The organism is Paraburkholderia sp. SOS3, from assembly GCF_001922345.1.
Taxonomy (GTDB): Bacteria; Pseudomonadota; Gammaproteobacteria; order Burkholderiales; family Burkholderiaceae; genus Paraburkholderia.
On record NZ_CP018812.1, the window covers coordinates 184065 to 205524 of the forward strand.

The following is a 21460-nucleotide window of genomic DNA, read 5'->3' on the forward strand; positions in this document are numbered from 1 at the left end:
CCGAATCGGAAATCGCAAACGCAGCGACTGCATCTTTGAGCTGACGAGTCCGATGTGTCATCTCGTCCATCCGCACTCAACGCAAGCATGGTCGTCTGGAACGCGATGCCGTCGAATACGCCGACGATCGCGGCGATCCGGTCGGAGCTTCGCACGATCCCGCCTCCATGCATCGGCGAAATCGAGCGAGTCAACGACCCAGCCTTGATTGCTGTCGTTTTCACAATAATTACATTGCGATTTTTTCCGGATTATCTTGACTTCGCGCGTTTGCGCTTTCTAGAGTGGGTGGAACGTGACTGCGGGCCTCGCCCCGAAGGAATCCGACGATGACCGATCTTCTGGACCGCGCGCGCGGCGCATTGCACGCGCAGCCGTTCAGCACGCTGCTCGGCACGGAACTGATGTATGTCGGCGCCAACGAGCTGACGCTATGTCTGCCGATCCGCGACGAACTGCGGCAGCAGCACGGGTTTGTACACGGCGGCGTGATCAGCTATCTCGTGGACAATGCGCTGACGTTTGCCGGCGCGCTCGCGCTGGGGCCGAGGGTGATTACGGGGGAGTACAAGATCAACTATCTGCGGCCTGCCGTGAACGGCATTCTGATGGCGCGCGCGCAGGTCGTGTATGCGGGACGCCATCAGGCGACCTGCCAGTGCAGCGTGTTCGTGACCGACGGAGATCGCGAACGGCTCGTCGCGGTCGCGCAGGGGACGATCAACCGGATCGGCGACGGGACGGACAACCACAAGGGGGATGGGCTAGGCGAACCGCAGGCGGAATGACGAAGGACGCGCGGAGCGACAGAATTCGCTGCCCCGCGCGACAACGCGGGTGCGGTTATTCCGCCGCGTAAGTCTTCTGCTGCTGCTCGCCGAGCCCTTCGATGCCGAGGCGCATCGTCTGCCCCGGCTTCAGATATACCGGCGACGGCTTCACGCCCATGCCGACGCCCGGCGGCGTGCCCGTCGAAATCACGTCGCCCGGCTGCAGGCTCATGCATTGCGACAGATACGACACGAGCTTTTTCACGCCGAAGATCATCGTTTTCGTGCTGCCGTTCTGGTAGCGATGGCCGTCCACATCGAGCCACAGCTTCAGGTTCTGCGGGTCGGGCACTTCGTCGCGCGTCACGACCCACGGGCCGATCGGGCCGAACGTGTCGAAGCCCTTACCCTTGTCCCACTGCCCCGCGCGCTCGATCTGCCACTCGCGTTCGGACACGTCGTTGATCACGCAATAGCCAGCCACGTAGTCGAGCGCGTTCGCTTCGTCGACATACTTCGCTTCCTTGCCGATCACGATGCCGAGTTCGACCTCCCAGTCGGTCTTCTTCGAGCCGCGCGGAATTTCGACGTCATCGTTCGGGCCGCAGATCGCGCTCGTCCACTTGTTGAACACGACGGGCTCCGGCGGCACCGGCAGATTCGATTCGGCCGCGTGGTCCGCGTAGTTCAGACCGATACAGACGAACTTGCCGATCTTGCCGACGCACGGACCGATGCGCGGATTGCCGTCGACGAGCGGCAGCGTCGCCGGGTCTAGCGCGCGCAGTTTCGCGAGGCTCGCATCGCCGAGCACGCTGCCGTCGATATCGACGACCACCTTCGACAGATCGCGAATCTTGCCTTGTGCATCGAGCAGGCCGGGCTTTTCCTGACCTTTCGGTCCGTAACGAAGCAGTTTCATTGTTTGCAGTCTCCTGTGAATGCAAAGTAGAGCGAAAGCGTGGCGTAGACAGCGGTCAGTTGGACCAGCCGCCGTCGATCAGATGTGCGTGGCCTGTCGTGAACGCGGATTCGTCGGAAGCCAGATAGAGCGCGAGCGCCGCGATTTCCTCCGGCTTGCCGATGCGGCCCATCGGCTGGCGCGCGACGAACGCCGCCTGTACGTCGGCGACGCTCTTGCCTTGCGCCTGCGCCTGCTCGGCAATGCGCTGTTCGAGCGACGGCGACGACACCGTGCCTGGGCAAATCGCGTTACAGCGTACACCACGCGTGACGAAGTCTGCCGCGACGGACTTCGTGAGTCCGATCACCGCCGCCTTCGAAGCGCCATAGACGAAGCGGTTCGGCACGCCCTTCACGCTCGATGCCGCCGACGACATATTGATGATCGACCCGCCGCCTTTCTCGAGCATGCCGGGCAGGAACGCGCGAATGGTCCGGTACATCGCCTTCGCGTTCAGATCGAAGGCGAAATCCCAGTCTTCTTCGCTCGCTTCGAGAATCGAGCCTGCGTGCACGTAGCCCGCGCAATTGAACAGCACGTCGATCGGGCCGACCTCCTTGGCCAGCGCATTGATTGCGGCGCTGTCGCGCACGTCGAGCTTGCGTGCGTCGACCGGCTTGCCGGCAAGCGAGTCGAGCTTGATATCGGTGGCGATCACGCGCGCGCCTTCGCGCGCGAACAGTTCAGCGGTCGCAAGGCCGATGCCTTGCCCGGCAGCGGTGATCAAGGTGGTCTTGCCGGCCAGTCGTTGGGTCATCTGCGGCTCCAGAATGAGTTTTGACGCGGGTTTGATGCAGGTTTGACGTCAGTTGGAATCGGTTCGGTTGCGCCATTGCAGGCAACGCGCGCTTTCGCGGCACGCGTTGCGCAATCGGTCGATCGCGGTCAAAGGCGATAGAACGCCGCGGCGTTGCCGCCGAAAATCGCGTCACGTTCTGCCTCGGAGAGCGCGGAAAGCAGCATCGTCGCGATCGAATGCCACAGCAGGTAGTCGCCGTTCAGGTTCAGCACTGGCCAGTCGCTGCCCCACATGAGCCGCGCGGGCCCGAATGCCGCGAGCAGGTGGTCCACGTAAGGCCGCAGCGTCGCTTCGGTCCAGCCCGCGGCCGCTTCGGTCGCAAGGCCCGATAGCTTGCAGTGCAGATGCGGCAGCCGTGCGAGCCGCGTGATGCCTTCGGCCCAGGCGTGCCAGCCCGCGCTGCCGTCGCGAATCGCCGGCTTTGCGCCGTGATCGACGACGATGCGCAGCGCCGGAAAGCGCCGCGCAAACGTCTCCAGTGCGTCGACGTGGCGCGTGAAAATCAGCGCATCGAAGGCGAGGTCGTGCGCGATCAGCGCCTCGATGGCCGGCGCCAGCGCCGGGTCGGCGATCCAGTCGTCGTCGGGCAGATCCTGCAGCATCGGACGCACGCCCTTGAATTTGGGCTCGCGCGCAAGTTCCGCGATCAATGCGGGCGCGTCGGGCTCGAGCAGCGGCACCCATCCGACCACGCCGGCAATCGATGCTTCGCTGCGCGCGAGATCGAGCAGATAGCGGGTTTCCTCGACGGTCGGCGCGGCCTGCACGGCCACCGTGCGCGCAACGCCCGCGCGCTCGCGCAGCGGCGCGAGATCCGCCGGCCCGAACACGCGAAAAAGCGGCGCGAGGCCCGGCGTGAGCCACCCGTAGTCGCCACGCGACGGATCCCAGTAATGCTGATGTGCGTCGATCTGCGGTGTAGTCGCCATGTCATGCCTCCGGCACCGGCGCGCGCCGGTCGATCAGGCCCTGGTCCCGCAGCGCCTGCCACAATTCGACAGGAATCGGGCGCTCGAACGATTCGACGTTCTGACGCACTTCGTCGGCGCTGCGCGCGCCGGTCAGCACGGTCGCGACCGACGGATGCGCATACGGAAACTGCAGCGCCGCGGCGGCGAGCGGCACACCATGCGCACGGCACACGTCTTCGAGACGCGCGACGCGCTCGATCACTTCGGGCGGCGCCGCTCCATAGTTGAATTTCAGATCGCCCGACACGCCCTGCGCGAGAATGCCCGAATTGAACGCACCGCCGAGCAGGATGCTCACGTTGCGCTTCTCGCAGTTCGGCAGCAGATCGTTCAGCGTCTGCTGTTCGAGCAGCGTATAGCGGCCCGCGAGCAGCGCGCAGTCGATCTCGAACTCGACCATCATTTCGAGCACGGCGGCGCCTTCGTTGACGCCAAGGCCCACCGCCTTCACGACCCCGGCCGAACGCAACTCGTCGAGTGCGCGAAAGCCGCCGCCGTCGGTCAACTGCTTCCAGTAAGTCGGGTTCCTGTCGCCGTGCGTCATGCGGCCGATATCGTGAACCAGCAGGATGTCGATATCGACGATGCCGAGGCGCTGCTGGCTATCTTCGAACGAACGCAGAATGCCGTCGTGCGTGTAGTCGTAGATCGCCTCGAACGGCAGCGGGTTCTGCCAGCCTTCGCTGCCGTCGTACGGATGCGTGCGCGGCACGAAGCGGCGGCCCGCTTTCGTCGACAGCACGTATTCGTCGCGTGCATAGCGGCGCAACGTGTCGCCGAGCCGATGCTCGGCCTTGGTGTGCCCATAGTGCGGCGCCGTGTCGAAGAAGCGCACGCCGGCGTTCCATGCAGCGTCGACGGTGGCCTGCGCTTCCTCTTCGGTCAGATCGCGGTACAGGCCGCCCAGCGGCGCGGTGCCAAGGCCGAGGCCGCTCACTTGCAAGTTGCGGCGGCCGATTGCGCGGCGGCGGCCGACCTTCGAATCGATTGCGGATGTCATCCCTGCGTCTCCAGTCCCATGCCGAATTCCTTTTTATGTCGTGCACGACTTTGCGTCGCGCCATGTCGCAGCTTCGATGCGCCACCTCAATGCGTCACCTCAACGCGCCACCTCAACGCGCCACCTCAACGCGACGCAACACCCACCGCTCGCTGCGGCAACGCCGCATTGGACGGCAGGCAAGCGGGCCCGACCGGCTCGAACGTTTTGTACGTCAGAATAAATTCCTGATGGCCGAGCGTTTCCGATTTCGAAGGATCGCCTTGCGCCACGCCCACCGTCACGTCGAATACCTCGCGGCCGACCTCCTCGAGCGTCGCGCGACCCTCGAGTATCCGGCCCGCGTCGACGTCCATGTCGCCGGACAGATTGCGATACGTGTCCGGATTCGCGCACACCTTGATGACCGGCGAAATCGCGGAGCCGACCACCGAGCCTCGGCCCGTCGTGAACAGGATCAGATGCGAGCCGCACGCGATCAGTTCGGCGATCTCCGCATTGTCGCTGATGTTCGGGAAGCCGAAACGCGGCTCGCCGTCGGGCACCACGTCGAGCAGGTACAGGCCGCCCGTCGGCGGCACGTCACCCGGCTTCACGATGCCGACGATCGGCGACGCGCCGCTTTTCGCGTAGGCGCCGAGCGACTTTTCCTCCTGCGTCGTGAGGCCGCCGTCCGCGTTGCCGACCGCGAAGCTGCCGTGCCCGAGTATCGAGAAGTAGCGCGCGGCCTTCGCGACGCACGCGACGATCTCGTCGCCAAGATCGGGGCGCGCCGCGCGGCTTTTCATATGGAATTCGCAGCCGACCAGCTCGCCCGTTTCCTCGAAGATGCACGTCGCGCCTGCCTCGATCAACCGGTCGAACGCGCGGCCGACCGCCGGATTCGCGGTAATACCGCTGGTGCCGTCCGAGCCGCCGCATACCGTGCCGATCACGAGTTCGCTCAGCGCCATCGGCACCTTCTGCTGCTTGGCCAGTTCGGCGCGCGCCCGTGCCACCCAGTCGACGCCGTGTTCGATCGTGCTGCGCGTGCCGCCCTTTTCCTGAATCGTCAGTATCTCGACGGGCCGGCCGCTCGCGCGCACGGCGTCGGCCAGAAAGTGCTTGTTCATGCTCTCGCAGCCGAGCGAAACGAACAGCACGGCGCCGACGTTCGGATGCGTCGTCAACTGCTCCATCATCTTTTCGGCGTAGCTGTTCGGGTAGCAGCCCGGGAAGCCGATCAGATGCACGGGCGGTTCGCGCTCGGCCGATGGGTCGTCGAAGGCGTCGAGCGGCTCGCGGAAATGCGTGACGATCTCGCGCGCGACGTGATGCGCGCATTCGACGAGATACGCGACCGCGACCACATTGCGAATGCCCTTGCGGCCATCGCTGCGCAAATAGCCTTGCAGCATGGGCTGCTGCGCGGCAGTGGAGGAAATGGGGGTGTCGGTCATGATGGTTTCGCGTCGCTCGTGGCGACGCCTGGGTTGGACCTGGGTAGCTGGATGTGCCTGTTTCGGCGGCTTCACACGGTTTCTGGCCGTGCGTCCCGTCAATGTCGAACGAATGCGTGCTCCGTATCGTGCGTGTACGTAGGCAGGTAATCGCTTTCGAGGTTGTGCGTGTGCAGATGCTCGCCGCGCGCGACGTCCGCGGTGACATGGCCGATCACCGCGCCGTAGCGCAGCACTTTTTCGTCCTTGACGAGCGCGCGGCGCGCGACCTTGTGGCCGAGATCGATCGTCGTTGCGAGCGTCACCGCCTCGCCCTCGATATCGAGCGGCGTACCGGCCGCAAGCCGCGCCCCGGCAACGAGGCAGTTGTCCTCGGGGTTCAGCAGGATCAATCGGGGGTCTGTCATGGGCGGCTCTGTCGACTATTTACTAATGAACGTATTATTCATATTCGAACCTTGCCCGGTCAAGGCATGAACTTGCCGCGAACGTCCGTGTTTTCCCTGGCCACGGAGTACCGGCCGATTCCCTGGATAATGGGATGCGAACAAACAGACATCAGACGGTCACCATGGACCCGCACGTAGACGACAAAGACGACGGCGACCGTTACCGCGCACCCGCGCTGGATAAGGGACTCGACATCCTCGAACTGCTCGCGGAGCAGAAAGGCGGCCTTACGCGCGCCGAAATCACGAAGCTGCTCGGCCGCAACGCAAGCGAGATCTACCGTATGCTCGAGCGGCTCGTCGCGCGGCAATATGTGGTGCGCTCGGCTGCCGGCGATCGCTATTCGCTGAGTCTCAAGCTCTATGCGCTCGCGCACCGGCATCCGCCGATGGAACGTCTGATTTCCGAGGCGTTGCCGCTGATGCAGCGCTTTGCTGCGCAGGCGGAACAGTCGGTGCACCTGGCCGTCTATGATCGCGGCAATCTGCTCGTCATCGCGCAAGTGGACGGCCCCGGCACCTGGGGCATCGCGGTGCGCCTCGGTGCGCGCGTCGGCCTCGTCGACACGGGTTCGGGCCGCTCGATGCTCGCGTTCCAGACACCCGAACAGCGTGCGCATATGCTCGCCGAACACACGGCCGTGAAAGGCGAAGTGACGATCGATCACGACGCACTCGAAGCGGCATGCGAACGCATTCGCGAAGCGGGCTTTTCGCAGAAGGACAGCCAGCAGATTTTCGGCGTCACCGATCTGACCTTCCCCTTGCTCGGCTCATCGGGTCAGGCGATTGCCGCATTGACGTGCCCATTCCTCAAGCGCATCGACGAATACGTCGCACCTTCGCTCGCGCAAACCACCGCGCTGCTGCGCGAAACGGCGCAGGCGCTGTCGATGTTTCGCGAGTTCGGCATCGGCGACGAACCCGCCCCGCAATCAGCCACCCAGGCATTCGAATAGCGCTGGAAATCGCGCGCGCATGCGTTAGAATGTCGGCCCTTTCCGAACCCGCCGCGCAGCGTCACGCATGCGAGACGCTGCGCGCGCTTTCCAATCCGCTTCCAACACGCTTCGATACGCAATGGCCAAACTGTTGTCCGACCACGAATTCCAACGCTTCACCGAACTTCAACAGAAGCAGGCAAGCTTCACGATCACGAGCGAAGAAGCCGACGAGCTGCGCGACATCGTCGCGCGTGCACAGCAAAAGCGCGACGATCGCGCAGCCGCCATGCAGGCCATCGAAACATACATCCGCCAGTTCGAAATCACGCCGGACGAGCTGTTCTCTCCCGAGCAGATCGCCGAAGCGGCGCGTTCGTACGGACTGATTCCCGCCGCCAAAAAAGAACGCGCGTTGCCGCCGACGCTGACGTTCAACGGCAAGCCGTATCAATGGACGCGCAATCTGCCCGATGAAATACGCGTACCGCTGTTCGACGCGTTCTCGAACGGCCAATCGGTGAAATCGTTTATCGCGACACCGAAGGACGCCGCGCGTTGCGCAGCGACGATCGCGCGCCTCGAACGCGAGACCGGCACGGTCTATGCGGATGCGTGGCTCGAAGAGCTCGCGGTCTCGCGCACGCAGATCGAAGAGGCCGCAGCGAAGCTTTCGTGAGGTGCGTAGGCTCGCATGAACTCGCGTAAGAACCGTTAACCGGCCGGGCGCCGGAATTATTCCCCTACGCGCACGCAAATACAAAAATCTCGCGTGCGCGATGTCGCTGGCGCGCTTACGAACGAATTTTTTTCGCTGTCAGGAATATCTCCGTGACGGGTCATGTTTACCCGTTTGCACACCGCACAACTCGTCAAGGAGACGGAAATGAAGACATTCGCGATGTTGGCCATGGCGCTCGCAGCATTCAGTTCAGCCAACGTATTTGCACAAGGGAAAACGCGCGCCGAGGTTTATCAGGAACTCGTGCAGGCGAAGCAGAACGGTCTCGATTTCGTGACCGACGCTTCGTACCCTGACGTGAGCCCCGTGTATCAGAACACCGTCGCCTATCTGAAGCAGAAGGCGCTTGCAAAGAACGAGCAGCAAAACGCGCGCTCGACTGCGGATGCCGATACGTCGGTCGCCCGCTGAGGTGACGGACGTGCGGCACGAACACTCCCCCCCTGCCATGCAGGAACGTCGCGGCGAATCGCCTCGCCGCGGCCCGCGCGCCATGCTCGACACAGCGCGCCGCTCGAAAGGACTTCTGCTCGTCGCAGCAGCCGCTTTCGCAGTCAGCGCCTGCGCTTCGCTGCCGCCTTCCGGCGCGAACGCGAACGACGCGAATGCCTGCACCGGGCCCATCAGCTACTGCAACATCTTCTTCGGCTCCTGAGAGCCGCGCATCGACACTCAAGCCTGGCGGCTTCGCATGGCGGAAGACCGCGCCCATGCATGCCGCCTTGCACGTGTCTTTTGATGAGCCCTGTAACCGAGCCCGTGCTTTGAACGAACTAACTCAAAGGCAGTGACAGTCATGACACTGCTGACACCGGTTCATTCACCATCACGGAAGAGGTTATCGAGCATGCAAAACAGTCGGCCATTGACCGGGCTAGTCGGTTCGTTTCTGTCGGACAGAACGAAGTGCGCGTATTGGGCTCCGCTGCCGCTGCGATTTATTGTGGGTTACGGATTCATGGCGCACGGCGTAGCGAAGATCGTCAAACATCCCGAGGTCTTCGCCAATATTCTTCAGGCGCTGCACGTCCCTGCGCCGCACTTCATGGCTTGGGCGACGATCGTCATCGAGCTGCTGGGCGGGCTCGCGATCCTGCTCGGCGCATTCGTTCCTCTTGTCAGCATACCGATGGCAGTCGTGCTCGCCGTTGCCACCTTCACCGTGCACGTGCAGTTCGGCTTCACGTCGATCAAGCTGATGGCCGTGACGGCCGCGGGCCCGCAATTCGGCCCGCCCGGCTATGAAACCGATCTGCTGTATCTCGCATGTCTCGTGGCGCTGGTGCTAGGCGGCGCCGGTCCGTTTGCGCTGGACGGCTATATCGGAAACCGGCTGCGCCCCAAACTCGCATGAGCGCACCGGCCCTCTGCGACGAGATGCTCAGCCACGTACCGAAGCTTCGGCGTTACGCTCGCGCGCTACTCCTCAACCGTGAACGCGCGGACGATCTCGTGCAGGATACGCTCGAGCGCGCGTTGCGCAATGCGTCGCGATACCGTCCCGATACGGATCTGCGTGCGTGGCTCATGACGATCATGCACAACATCTTTGTCAACGATGTCGTCCGTGCTGCGAATGCGAAAGTGCATATCGCGGTGGACGACGCGAGCATCCTCGACGATCAGTTCATGGTCGACGGGCAGCACGCGGCCGGTCTCGAAATGCGCGACCTCGATAGCGCGTTGCAGCAGTTGCCGGCCGAGCAGCGCGAAATCGTGCTGCTCGTCGGCCTTGAGGAAATGAGCTATGCGCAGATTGCCGATACGTTGAACCTGCCGATCGGCACGGTGATGTCGCGTCTATCCAGGGCGCGTAACAAGCTGCGCATGTTGCTCGCGCGCGACTGACGCCATCACTGAAGCCATCACCACCGCAGCACCTTTTTACCCAGCACAGCGCCGGCGAACGTCGGTATCGCGATACCGAGCAGATACCACGTTGCCCAGAACGGCACGCTCGTCTCCGGGCATCGCAAACAGTACGCTGCCGTGCCGATCGCGCCCGCCAGAAGCCCTGCAGCCGCGCCCGATAGTCGCAAGCGTGTAGGGGCGAGACCGCGCACGACCGCGAGAATCGCAACGAGGCCCGGCACAGAGAGCGCTGCGATATTCAGCGAACAGGTTCGCCACGTGTGTCCCATGACGAGCGCTGCGCGCGTATCGCGCGGCGCGAACCACAAGACTGTCAACGCGACGATAAGGACAATGGCCGCCGGTGCGACGAGGCCGGCCCACGCGCGTCCGACTGCAACGCCGGGCCGCGCGAGCCGCACCGTTGCAACAAGCGCGGCGCAGGCAACGGACGCCGCGAATGCGACCTTGGCCCAGAAGACCGGTGTAGAGACAAGCCACGCGAGATCGGACCGTACGCCGTAACTGAACAGCAGCAACGTGACCGCGCCGCCTACGGCAATGAAAAGCGCGCAAAGCATGCGCCGCTCGACGATGCGCCGGCCGACCGGCGCGACGTCCGCCGCCAGAACTGCAATCAGGTTCTCGGTATTCATGTCTTTCCACCCCGTATTTTCAATGCCAACGCCTTCAGGCCGCGGTGCACGCCGACTTTCACAGCGGGTTCGGAAAGGCCGGTCGCACGAGCTGTCTCCTCCACGGACCGGCCTTCGACTTTCACATGCAGGATCGGCAGCTTCTGCCGGTCGGGCAGCAGATCGAGCAGCTTGCCGAGATCGCGCTTGACTTCCGCGGGCTCGATACCGGAATCGCCGAAGAGATCCGGCACGTCGTCGAGCGGATCGTTTAGCGCTTCTCGCCGCGCGTGGGCACGCAGAAAATCGGCGAGCTTGTAGCGCAGGATCGCGTGCACCCATGCGGTCAACGGTTCGTCGCGGCGGTACGTATGACGCCCCCTGTGGATCGCGAGCAGCACTTCCTGCAGGATGTCTTCCACATCGTCGCGCAGATTCGGCAGGCGTTTGCGCAGCAGCGCGCGCACGTGTTTCGCAAGCTCTTGCAGAAACACGTGGTAAGCGGCGGAGTCGCCGTCGAGCGAACGGATAAAAAGCGTTCGCAGCCGTTCTTCCACCGGGTGTGCGTGAGGTGCCCCAGTGCCCTCATTGCCTCGATTCATCGACAATTGCTCGCGCCGCTCCTGTTGTGCCGGATTGCCATGATTGCCACAGCGCGGCCTTCACGAAGATTCCGCGATCATTCTATTAGTTCGTCCGGCGGGGCAATCCGGTTACAGCGCTGCGAAAATAATCTGGCGTGAGAAGTAGAACGGAAATCGCGTGGCGCCGCAAATTGAAGGCATTTGTAAGGTAGCTCCCATCGCACGGCAGTTCATGCCACAAGGCGCGTTACGTTTCGGGGTCGCCGAGCGCCATTCTGAAAGCCATGATGGCCGGGTCGTCGGTATGCGTGATCGTAAAGCCACACGCTTTCGCGAGCCCGAGCATCGCTGTGTTCTCTCGCAGCACTTCGCCGACGAGCCAATGTATGCCGCGCGTTTTCGCGTACGCGATGATCCGTTGCGTCAGCAGGCGGCCCAGTCCGCGGCCTTTCTGGTCGGAACGAACGGCGACGGCGAATTCCGCGGTTTCGTTATCGGGATCCGAGACCGCGCGTACGACGCCGAGCGTGCGCGTCGAGCCGTCGGCCGCCGGCACTGTCGCGATCAGCGCCATTTCGCGGTCGTAGTCGATCTGCGTCATCCGGGCGAGTTGCGAATGATCGAAGCCGCGCACCGCGCCGAAGAATCGCAGACGCAGGTCGTCGGGTGTCATTGCGCCGATCATGTCGCGATGCGCCATTTCGTCTTCGGGTCGGATCGGCCGCACGGTCAGCTTCTCGCCGTGCCAGTCGAAGGTTTCTTCGTAGCGGCGCGGATACGGCACGATCGCAAAGCGGCTGCGCGTTCTCGACAGATGGATGCGCGGATCGACGACGGCGACGCGATCTTTCGTCACGCGCAACACGAGCGACAGGCCAACGATCTCGCGGATGTCGCAAACCGCCTGCGATACCGAGGTCAAGGCGGCAAGGATGGACTCGGGATCCGTGTATCGCGCGTAAGCGGAGTTCGCGACGATGTCGCGCGACAGGACCGGGTTCAGCGGCGGCAACCCGTAAAGACGCAGCGGCGGCGCGATGCCGTCTTCCGAGGGCGCGGTGAAACGAAACACCGGGCCGAAGTTGTCGTCGTCGCGCAGTTCGACCTCGATATCGACGATCGCTGGTTCCGCGCGCTGTTGCGGCGGCAACGCGACGAGGCCGAAGTGCGCGAGCAGACGCGCGGCCGCGTCGCCGTCGAGTTCCGCGATGTCCGCGTTGAGCGCCGCGCACGCTTGCGCCTGCGCCGCATCGACCGCTTCGGACACGCGGGCGTGCTGCCCTTCCGGCGTCTGCATCAGCAATTCGCGACCGAGGCGATAGTCGACGAGACGCGCGAAAGCGCGAGCCAGGCGTTGAGGCGTCGAATGCACGGGAATGCCATGCGCGTGCAGCGCATCGCGCGTGGAGAGCGAAATGCCGCCGAAAAAGCACGCGAGCAGGCCACGGTACGCGTAGCGCTGATGGGCGATCAGCGTTTGGGCGACTTCTTCTGCCGGCGCGCTGTGGGTCGATGCGTGCACAACGAATGCGGTTCCGGTGTCGCGCTGGTCGGCCAGCACTTTCAGCGCGGTGCCGAAATGCTCGGGTAGCGCGGTCCCGCCGAGCAGCAGCGGATTGCCGGGCGTGGCAAGCGGCAACGCTTCGCGGATCGCAGCGATGTTTTGCTGCGAACACGGCGCGAGTGTGTCGCCGGCCGCGCGAAACGCATCGTGCGATAGCGTGGCGAGGCCACGGTCGCTGGTGATCAGCGTCGCCGATGAGCCGGCCGCGACACGGCCGAGACCGAGTGTTTCGATTTCATCGAGCAGATCGTCGAGCGCATCGACGCGCACCATGCCCGCGCGGCGAAACGCTGCGGTGTAGAGCGCATCGGTCGGATCGTCACGGCCCGAGCGCAGCGCGAGCACGGGCTTGTTGCGCGCGGCGGCGCGAGCGGCCGACATGAATTTGCGCGCGGCGTGGATCGTATCCACTTCGAGCAGGATCGCGCGTGTGCCGGCGTCGCTTGCGAGATAGTCGAGCACGTCGCCCGCGTCGACGTCGGCTTCGTCGCCGAGCGCGACGGCGTGCGAGAAGCCGAGGCCGCGTGCGTCGGCCCAGCCGAGCACGGCGTTCGTCAGCGCATTCGATTGCGACACCCACGCGACGCCGCCCGCTTTTACCGTACACGCCGGCGCACCCAGATGCGCGCGCAGTGCCGGCGTGATGAGGCCGAGACTGCCGGGGCCGAGAATGCGCAGCAGGTGCGGGCGCGCAGCCGACAGCGCGTGCTGCAGATGCGTGCGGTCTTCGTCGCTGCGCGTTTCGCCGACGATGATCACCGCACGCGTGCCATGGCCGCCCAGGTTGTGCACGATCGCGGGCCAGGTGGCGGGCCGCGTGCACACGATCGCGACGGTGGGCGGTTCGTGGAGGTCGCCCACGTCGCCGACGCTCGCGTGGCCGTCGAGGATGTCGTACTTCGGATTGACTGCCCAGATGGGGCCGCTGAACCCGCCTTCGGTCAGGCGCTTCCAGACCATCGCGCCGACGCTGCCCGGACGGTGCGATGCACCGATGACAGCGACGGATGTCGGGCGGAATAATGCATCGAGATTGCGGACGGTCACGGACGCTCCTCGAGGACTTGAGTATCGTCAGATGGAGGGCACGCGCGTGGAAGGTCGAGGCCGAGCCGCGCGTGTTTTGTCAGGATAGGCGAAGTTGCGGTGCGGTGGGATTTTTTGCAGGCCGCGCGCGGAGGTACGCAAAATCGGAGCGCAGATCGGCCTGCGAAGGTGCTGCGGTCGGATCAGATCGCCTTCGTGAACGGCGCCCCCGAGCGCTCGCGCAATTCGTTGAAGACGATCTTCGGCCAGGCCTTCTGCGCGACTTCGATCTCGGAGATATGCGAGGCCAGATAGGTCGGCGCATTGGATGCGTCGAGCGCGATGCGCGCCGAATACGAATCGAGAAAGCGCCGCAGTTCGCCCGCATCGTCGCACGTGACCCAGCGCGACATCTTGTAGCGTGCCGACATCATGCGCACGTCGACCTTATATTCAGTCGAAAGCCGGTGCGACACGACTTCGAACTGCAGCTGACCGACCGCACCGAGAATCATCAGGCCGCCGACAACGGGCTTGAACACCTGGATCGCGCCTTCTTCGCCGAGCTGCTTCAACGCTTCACCGAGTTGCTTCGCGCGCATCGGGTCGACCACTTCGACGGTCTGGAAGATTTCCGGGGCAAAGAAAGGCAGACCGACGAACTGAAGGTCTTCGCCTTCGGTCAGCGTGTCGCCAAGGCTCAACGTACCGTGATTCGGAATACCGATGATGTCGCCCGCGTACGCCTCGCTGACGGTTTCGCGGCGTTGCGACAGAAACGTGACGACGTTGTTCGCGCGGAACGTCTTGTTCGAGCGCGTGACCTTCAGTGCCATACCGCGTTCGAAGCGTCCGGAACACACGCGAATGAACGCGACGCGGTCGCGGTGCGCAAGGTCCATGTTTGCCTGCACCTTGAACACCACACCGGTAAATTTCGGCTCGTCGGGTCGAACCGGGCGTTGCACGGTCATGCGCGCGGACGGCGGCGGCGCAAGATCGACAAGCGCGTCAAGGATTTCCTTCACGCCGAAGTTGTTGATTGCGGATCCGAACAGCACGGGCGACTGCTGGCCCGCGAGAAATTCGTCGCGGTCGAACGTCGGTGTGGCGCCCGTGATCAGATCGACTTCGTCCTTTGCCTTGGTCCAGGCGTAGCCGAAACGCCGTTCGCCATCTTCATCGCTAATAGCCTGCAACGTTTCGACGTCGCCGCCCAGCGTGTCTCGCCCTGCGCGAAATACGCGGACCTGATCGCGCTGGATGTCGTAGACGCCCTGGAAATCTTTGCCCATGCCGATAGGCCACGTAAATGGCACGGCTGCGACGCCGAGGTGCTGTTCGATTTCGTCGAGCAGTTCGAGCGGCTCGCGCACTTCGCGGTCGAGCTTGTTGATGAACGTGACGATCGGCGTCTTGCGGCTGCGGCACACCTCGAGCAGCTTCAGCGTCTGCGCTTCGACGCCGTTCGCGCCGTCGATCACCATCACCGCGGCATCGACCGCGGTCAGCACGCGGTAGGTGTCTTCCGAGAAGTCTTCGTGGCCCGGCGTGTCGAGCAGGTTGATCACCGCGTCGCCGTACTCGAACTGCATGACCGAGCTGGCAACGGAAATGCCGCGCTGCTTTTCGATTTCCATCCAGTCGGATGTTGCGTAGCGGTTGCTCTTGCGGCCCTTCACGGTGCCGGCGATCTGGATTGCGCCGGAGAAAAGCAGCAGCTTTTCCGTGAGCGTGGTTTTGCCCGCGTCAGGGTGGGAAATAACCGCAAACGTGCGGCGGCGCTGGAGTTCGGAGAGTGACATGGGTAAAAAAGCCCGCTTGGGCACGTCGCCGCGCGACAGCAGGGCTCACCGCGATAGCGGTGGCAATCTCCTGCAAAAAGGGCGGCAGAAAAGACCGAAAGCGCGATGATACACGGGCTTTAGCCAACAAGTCGTAAAGGCCCGGCTTCCAGAAGCATGCCGAACCGCGCCCCCGCGCGACGTCGAAGGCGCATTCGGCGATTACTTTGCCTGCGCTTGAATCGACGTCATTCCCACGCAATGTGCCTGTACCGACAAATAGGCGTCCGGAGCCTTCCCGCTCTGCTTCGGCAACGCGTAATTCACCTGGCACTGCTGCCCCGCCTCGTCGCCCCACTTCACCACCAACGCGCCGTGATCCTCCAGGCCGCGCACAAAAATCCGGCTATCCTGCGCCACCACCCCAACGTTGCGTCCATTCTGGTCCACCACCTCGGCACCGAACGGCAACGCTTCGCCACCGAGCCGCGGCGCCTGAATCAATGCGGCGCGGCCTGCCACCGTCTTGTACTTCAGCATCACGACCGATCCCGCGCGCGGGACCGCATGCTCCGACGTCGATTCGAATTCGACATCCGTCGACGTGCCCTTCGTATCGATGTCCACGGTATTCATGCCATACGGCGTCAGATACGGCACGACCGCGTAACCGCTACGGTTCACTTTGACCCCTTGCGCGCTCGTCACGCGAGCGCCTTCCGCGCCCTTCGCTTCCACGACGCCGAACGTATCGCCGACCGTCTGCGAGAATGTCACGCCGCCCGGGTGCGCGACAATCGAGCCGCTCACCCCCGCGGAAACCTGCGCCGAATGCGCGCCTGCGCTCGCCGACGCAGTCACCTGCGCATACGGTGCGCGATACACGCCGCTCACGCCTGCATTGCCGCTTCCCGAGCCCGCGCTCTGTCCATATGTGCCATACGCGTTGTACGACAGCTGATTGTTCTCGCCCGCCGTGCCGCTCACGCTGGCCTGCAGATTCGAGGTATCGCCGTTCTTCGACAGATTGGTGGTCAGCATCGGCGCATGTTGTGTGTGGCCGAGCGGAATCGTCGTGCTCAACATGATCTCGTTCGACATCGACCCGTCCGAGTTGCGCGTGCGCCCCGCAGTAATGCTGTAGGTGCCGTACTTGTAGCTATTCGAATAGCCTGCCTGAAAGAACGTATCGCTGCCGCTGCGATTCCAGTAGTGCTGCGTCGAGGCCGTGAAAAACACACTGCCGCGATCCTTCAGGTTCTGGTTGATCGTCACCTGCATGCGGCCGCGCTCGCGGTCCACGGTGCTCAGGTCACCGCCGTGCAACGCCGCGTCACGCAGTGTGGCCGCATCGGAAAAGCTCATGTAGCCGGCCGTCGAATAGCGATAGGCCGCCACCGTGATGCTCGTGTCGGTCGGATCGATGAACTTGCTGTAACCGATCCGCAGGCTCGTGCCATGCATTGCATTTTGTCCGGGCACCTGCGTTTGCGATGCGGTCACGTCCGCCGAGAATGCGCCGTATTTTGTATTGAACGCTGCGCCAGTGTTTGCCGCGAGATATCCGTTCGACACGATCGCGCCGCCATAGACCGTCAGCATGTTCGTCAGGCCGCGCTGCATCGTGAACTGCGCGAAGTTCGGCTTCGTCTGCAATGCGTCGTTGCGCAACTGGCCTGCTGTGAACGCGAAACGCGTCGTGCCCGGCCGCAACGATTGCGCAACCGATGCATACGGCACCGTAAAGCTTTTCGTGCGGCCGTCGGCTTCGGTCACCGTCACATCGAGATTGCCGCCGTAGCCTGTGGCGTAGAGGTCGTCGATCTCGAACGCGCCGGGTGAAACCGTCGTTTCATAGATCACCTGACCGTTCTGGCGCACCGTTACGCGTGCATTGGTCTCGGCCGTGCCGCGTACGACCGGCGCGTAACCGCGCAGCGACTCGGGCAGCATGCGGTCGTCGGTGGCAATTTGCGCGCCGCGAAACGACACGCTGTCGAATACGTCGCCCGTCGTATAGGCGTCGCCCAGCGTGACCTGCGAGCGCAGTTTCGCCACGTCGCGCTGCACGTAAGTCGCCACGTTATCGAATCTCGTCGCCTGCCCCGTCGCGGCCGTCACGGACGACTGGTGGCGAAAGTGCCATGCGCCGAGATTGAGGCCTGCGTTCAGGCCCAGGTACTCCTGCGTCGAATGCATGCCAGAGCCGTCCGCACGGTAGGCGTTCGCGTTGTAGCTGACGAAGCCCGCGTTCACGCCCTGCTCCCACATCTCGGGCGGCACATAGCCGCGCGCCGAATTTCGCATATATTTCTGCGGCACGGTCACGACGATCTTCTGCTCGGAGAAGTCGAACTCGACCGTTGCGCCCGGCACCACAGCGCCGAGATCGACGCATTCGCCGGCATCGTTTGACGATGCGTCATCGTTGGCGCTCGGCTTTGCGCCTGTATCGGCCGCGGCTTTCGCAAAGTCGACGCCGAACCCCTGCAACGACTTCCGGCTAAGACACGGACGCGCGCTTTCACCTGTTTGCGCCGGCACAAAGCGAACGTCCTCGTGCGCGACGCGTGCGTCGTTGACCCAGATGTCCACCGAATACACACCCGGCGAAACCGGATTGCCACGCGCAAAACGCGCGACATCGAGCTTTTGTGTGGGATCGGTCTGCAGGAATGTCGTATCGAATGAAACTGCCGCGTTCGAACTGGCGGCGCTATGAGACGAAGTCGGTGCATCTGCCGCCTGTGCGGTGCCCAATACCGCAAAAACGGACAACACGACCGTCGTGATTGGCTTGAGAGTGGATGCGACTGCATCGATCTTGAGATTCAGGTGCGACTGTTGACGGCTTGAGGTCTTCATTCGGCGAACATCGAATAGGTGGTTGCTATCTCGAAAAGCTCAAACCGATGTTATTTTTTCGAGATAACGAAGTACCTAGGACGAGTCCGATTTATGAGATGACCTTTTAAGACACGCGTCGACTTCGCGTCCGATCAGCGTTCGGAGCACAAAATCTGACGCTTATAAGAAACGTTAGGAATCGAAAGCGGGCAAGGGCGACTGCCCTGCCGCGAAGAAGAACCGCGCTCAGTGATGCAATGGTGCGTCGCCCGTCAACGCACCGCCGTAATCGTTGATCGCCGTATATCGAACCGTAGCGGCCCCAGACACCGCATCCATCTTCGGCATCGCCAGCACCGTCGTACCGAGCGGCGGCACCATGCCGCCCGCTTCATTGCGCCAGCTTTGCGAACCATTCACGACGTCGACCTCGCTAAACGAAACGAAATACGGCGTCGGATTCGACACGGACAGCGCTTGTCCTTTTCCTTGCGGCGCCGGCACGAGTTTCCATTCGAGCTGACGCGGCGCGTCGTCCGGGCTGCCCGGCAATTTCGGCGGCCGCACGAACACCTTGATGCGTGTGCGGAAAGCAAACTGCAGCGAATTCGTGTCAGCCTTCTGTTCGGCTTTCGGCGGAATATCGAGCACGTTGAGCCAATAAACGGACTCGCGGTCCTGCGGCAGCGCGGCATCGCCGCTGAAAATCACGCGCAGCATCTGCGCCTTGCGCGGGTCCATCCGGAAAATCGGCGGCGTGATCACGAACGGCACTTTCGCTTCTCCCGGCTTCGAATCCGCGTTGCCATCGTCCATCCATACCTGCACGAGCGAAGGATTCTTGCTGTCGTTTTCGAGCTTGACGGTGACTTCACGCTGATCGAGCGGATAGATGACGCGCGTACCGCCGATTGTCACGCTCGCGTTCGCCCCGCCGATCAGAGCCATGCCGGCGAGGACAGCCGCGATCATTGTCTGAACGAAAGATTTCATCGCATTCACCTTTGCCGCGGAATCGCATCTCAAAAATTGAGGCTTAAAAAGGCGTTTGTGTTTGCAAACGCCTTTTCAAATCTTTACTGGTATTGCATCGTGTATTCGACCGAAGTCGTGACGGGCCCGGCTTCCGCTTTCCCGGTCGCAATATATTGCGCGAAATAATTAAGGATAGCTGAGCCACCGGTGATCGGCTTGCCATTCTCGGAGATTCTGTTGTTGTTGCCGTTGCGAATGTCGATCGGCTGAAGCTGATCGTTCAGCAAACGAATCTCAACGTTTTTCGCGCCGTTGCCGAGGAATTCGTTTTTCAGAAAACCGGTCTCCTGATCGACCGTCGGACCGTTCTCAAAACGCGCGATCGCCTTCGTGGCCAGTCCCGTGCAACCGCTGAGCGACATCTGGATGTCGCCCATGTGCGACGTACCGGCAACCTCGCCGGCGACCACCAGAGAACCCGCCGGGACCACCGGCAGGTTCACGTCGATGTTGGTCTGCGAACCGGACGCGACGCCGTTGATCGAGCACGTCGTATCCGCAACGGCGCCTCGAATGGCAAGGGTGCCGTCCGCTGCATGGGCATTGAGCGACGCCACGCCGAACACACCGGCTGAAATGAATGCGAGCGTAGAAAGACGAGATTTCATGCCTATTTCCAGAAAAGATCGAAGAAGATTGCAAACGCCAGGAGGGCATCGCACTTGCGACGCCCTTTATCCATGACTTACTGGTATTGCATCGTGTATTGCACCGACGTCGACACATTGCCCGCCTCGGCCTTGCCCGTCGCGAAGTACTGCGCGAAATACTTGAGCACCGCCGAACCGCCGGTAATCGCCGTGCCGTTGCTGGCGACATCGTTGTTCTGGCCGGTCACGATATTGATCGGCTGCATGCTCGCATTGAGCAAACGCACCTGGACGTTCTGCGCGCCGTTCGTGCCCGCCGTGTTCTTCAGGTAGCCGGAGGACTGGTCAACCGTCGAGCCGTTTTCGAAACGTGCGACAGCCTTCGTCGCCGCGCCGGAACAGCCGCTCAGAACCATCTGAATGTCGCCCATGTTCGACGTGCCGGCGACCGCGCCCGCCGACGCCAGCGAGCCTGCCTGGACCGTCGGCAGCGTGACCGAAATGTCGGCCGGCGTACCGGATGCGGCGCCGTTGATCGAACACGTCGTATCCGATACCGAACCCTGGATCGTAATCGTGCCGTCAGCGGCGCGAGCATTGATCGATGCGATACAGAAGAGACCACCCGCAACCAGAACGAGCGTGGAAAGGCGCAGTTTCATGTTCATGTTTGACACTCCGAAAGCGAAAATGCAGGTTGAGATCGGTATCGCTTCAGTTCCTATCGTCTGGCGGCACCGTTCCTGATTGCCGCGTCGCTGACACCTCGTGATCGGAGGCTTCGTTGCAGCGCTGAAGCAGTCATCAGGTTGAACAGAATCTTAAAAATGTCGCGACTAAGAGTCCGTAAGACGACTCTTAAATTTGAGATGTTTGTCTCGGCAAAGGATTGAGGCGCGATGGGAGGCAAGCGTCGCAAAGGTGAGGATTTCCGGGAGTCGCGCAAAAGAAAACGCCGCATCGGTTGCCCGGTGCGGCGGCGTCCAGCGGGAAAGGTGAGGATATTCGGGAAATGAATGGCGCTGCTATACGACAGCGTCGTTACACGACAACCGGCTCCGCGGCACGAAGCGCGTGCCGCGCGAGGCGATGCTGCGAGCGTCGCCGGCTACTCTTCGATGAGGAACCGGTCGCGATTCTTCCCAGCCAGCCAGCCCGGGGCGCGGCCGCGGCCGCTCCAGGTCTCGCCAGTCTTCGGGTTCCGGTACTTGGGCGGAAGAGCCGCTTTGCGCGTCGCCTGGCGTTTGCTCGAAAAACCGAGCTCCTCGGCGGTAATGCCGTATTCGGCAATCTTCTCCTTGATGTCGGCAATGGCTTGCGCGACTTCCTTATCGCGCGCAAGCGACATTTCCTTATGAAGTTTTTCGAGTTGCGCAGTCAGCTGCTTATATGTGGCCATCGAGCATCGTCTCCTTTCAGTGTCGAGTACGGCAGATGTGACCGTACCAGACACAAAAAGTGCCGGGTAG

The 21460-nt window shown here is 62.8% G+C and carries 21 protein-coding genes; 6 read left to right on the plus strand and 15 right to left on the minus strand.

Translation table 11 applies throughout. The annotated features are described in order from the left end of the window. The first annotated feature begins 329 nt into the window (after positions 1-329). On the plus strand, positions 330-788 hold the full coding sequence (locus BTO02_RS20880; protein WP_075159175.1) for a PaaI family thioesterase: 459 nt from the start codon (positions 330-332) through the stop codon (positions 786-788). A 55-nt stretch (positions 789-843) separates the two neighbouring features. Here the strand turns inward: BTO02_RS20880 and BTO02_RS20885 are convergent, their stop codons facing one another. The 6 genes from BTO02_RS20885 to BTO02_RS20910 form a co-directional block, all read right to left on the minus strand. Next, positions 844-1692 carry an ureidoglycolate lyase gene (locus BTO02_RS20885; RefSeq protein ID WP_075159176.1) on the minus strand — a complete coding sequence of 283 codons (849 nt, stop codon included), beginning with the start codon at positions 1690-1692 and terminating at the stop codon, positions 844-846. A 55-nt stretch (positions 1693-1747) separates the two neighbouring features. Then, on the minus strand, positions 1748-2491 hold the full coding sequence (locus tag BTO02_RS20890) for an SDR family oxidoreductase (RefSeq protein WP_075159177.1): 744 nt from the start codon (positions 2489-2491) through the stop codon (positions 1748-1750). 128 nt (positions 2492-2619) lie between these two features. Further along, positions 2620-3462 (minus strand): amidohydrolase family protein, encoded by an 843-nt coding sequence (locus BTO02_RS20895; protein WP_075159178.1) that lies wholly within the window; start codon positions 3460-3462, stop codon positions 2620-2622. 1 nt (position 3463) lies between these two features. After that, positions 3464-4504, minus strand: coding sequence for an aldo/keto reductase (locus BTO02_RS20900; protein ID WP_075159179.1), 1041 nt, complete (start codon positions 4502-4504; stop codon positions 3464-3466). A 125-nt stretch (positions 4505-4629) separates the two neighbouring features. Beyond that, positions 4630-5943 (minus strand): UxaA family hydrolase, encoded by a 1314-nt coding sequence (locus BTO02_RS20905; protein WP_075159180.1) that lies wholly within the window; start codon positions 5941-5943, stop codon positions 4630-4632. A gap of 98 nt (positions 5944-6041) precedes the next feature. Further along, positions 6042-6350 (minus strand): UxaA family hydrolase, encoded by a 309-nt coding sequence (locus BTO02_RS20910; protein WP_075159181.1) that lies wholly within the window; start codon positions 6348-6350, stop codon positions 6042-6044. 164 nt (positions 6351-6514) lie between these two features. On the opposite strand from BTO02_RS20910, the gene BTO02_RS20915 reads away from it, so the two are divergent. The 5 genes from BTO02_RS20915 to BTO02_RS20935 all read left to right on the plus strand — a co-directional run bounded on the left by BTO02_RS20915 (position 6515) and on the right by BTO02_RS20935 (position 9923). Then, the gene (locus BTO02_RS20915; RefSeq protein WP_075159182.1) at positions 6515-7351 is read left to right on the plus strand and encodes an IclR family transcriptional regulator; all 837 of its coding nucleotides are present in this window, start codon (positions 6515-6517) and stop codon (positions 7349-7351) included. A 121-nt stretch (positions 7352-7472) separates the two neighbouring features. Then, positions 7473-8012 (plus strand): hypothetical protein, encoded by a 540-nt coding sequence (locus BTO02_RS20920; protein ID WP_075159183.1) that lies wholly within the window; start codon positions 7473-7475, stop codon positions 8010-8012. 207 nt (positions 8013-8219) lie between these two features. Further along, positions 8220-8486, plus strand: coding sequence for a DUF4148 domain-containing protein (locus BTO02_RS20925; RefSeq protein ID WP_075161237.1), 267 nt, complete (start codon positions 8220-8222; stop codon positions 8484-8486). Positions 8487-8922: 436 nt separating this feature from the next. Continuing rightward, positions 8923-9429, plus strand: coding sequence for a DoxX family protein (locus BTO02_RS20930; protein WP_083615292.1), 507 nt, complete (start codon positions 8923-8925; stop codon positions 9427-9429). Further along, positions 9426-9923, plus strand: coding sequence for an RNA polymerase sigma factor (locus BTO02_RS20935; RefSeq protein ID WP_075159184.1), 498 nt, complete (start codon positions 9426-9428; stop codon positions 9921-9923). Before BTO02_RS20930 ends, BTO02_RS20935 begins: the two co-directional genes overlap by 4 nt. Before the next feature lie 17 nt (positions 9924-9940). On the opposite strand, the gene BTO02_RS20940 is transcribed toward BTO02_RS20935, so the two are convergent. From BTO02_RS20940 to BTO02_RS20980, 9 genes are all read right to left on the minus strand, one after another. Further along, complete coding sequence (locus BTO02_RS20940; RefSeq protein ID WP_075159185.1) at positions 9941-10582, minus strand: DUF1109 domain-containing protein; 642 nt, start codon at positions 10580-10582, stop codon at positions 9941-9943. After that, positions 10579-11163: a sigma-70 family RNA polymerase sigma factor gene (locus BTO02_RS20945; protein WP_075159186.1), complete on the minus strand. Its 585-nt coding sequence runs from the start codon at positions 11161-11163 to the stop codon at positions 10579-10581. Before BTO02_RS20945 ends, BTO02_RS20940 begins: the two co-directional genes overlap by 4 nt. A gap of 229 nt (positions 11164-11392) precedes the next feature. Beyond that, a complete protein-coding gene (locus BTO02_RS20950) occupies positions 11393-13756 on the minus strand; it encodes a GNAT family N-acetyltransferase (RefSeq protein WP_075159187.1) in 2364 nt (787 codons plus the stop codon). A 182-nt stretch (positions 13757-13938) separates the two neighbouring features. After that, positions 13939-15540 carry a peptide chain release factor 3 gene (locus BTO02_RS20955; RefSeq protein WP_075159188.1) on the minus strand — a complete coding sequence of 534 codons (1602 nt, stop codon included), beginning with the start codon at positions 15538-15540 and terminating at the stop codon, positions 13939-13941. Between the two features lie 201 nt (positions 15541-15741). Next, on the minus strand, positions 15742-18384 hold the full coding sequence (locus tag BTO02_RS20960) for a fimbria/pilus outer membrane usher protein (RefSeq protein WP_075159189.1): 2643 nt from the start codon (positions 18382-18384) through the stop codon (positions 15742-15744). A gap of 228 nt (positions 18385-18612) precedes the next feature. Continuing rightward, entirely contained in the window at positions 18613-19359 is a 747-nt protein-coding gene (locus tag BTO02_RS20965) for a fimbrial biogenesis chaperone (protein WP_075161239.1), read from the minus strand. 83 nt (positions 19360-19442) lie between these two features. Further along, a complete protein-coding gene (locus BTO02_RS20970) occupies positions 19443-20009 on the minus strand; it encodes a fimbrial protein (RefSeq protein WP_075159190.1) in 567 nt (188 codons plus the stop codon). Between the two features lie 77 nt (positions 20010-20086). Then, positions 20087-20653 (minus strand): fimbrial protein, encoded by a 567-nt coding sequence (locus BTO02_RS20975; protein WP_075161240.1) that lies wholly within the window; start codon positions 20651-20653, stop codon positions 20087-20089. Positions 20654-21099: 446 nt separating this feature from the next. Further along, complete coding sequence (locus BTO02_RS20980; RefSeq protein WP_075159191.1) at positions 21100-21390, minus strand: H-NS histone family protein; 291 nt, start codon at positions 21388-21390, stop codon at positions 21100-21102. Positions 21391-21460: the final 70 nt, after the last annotated feature.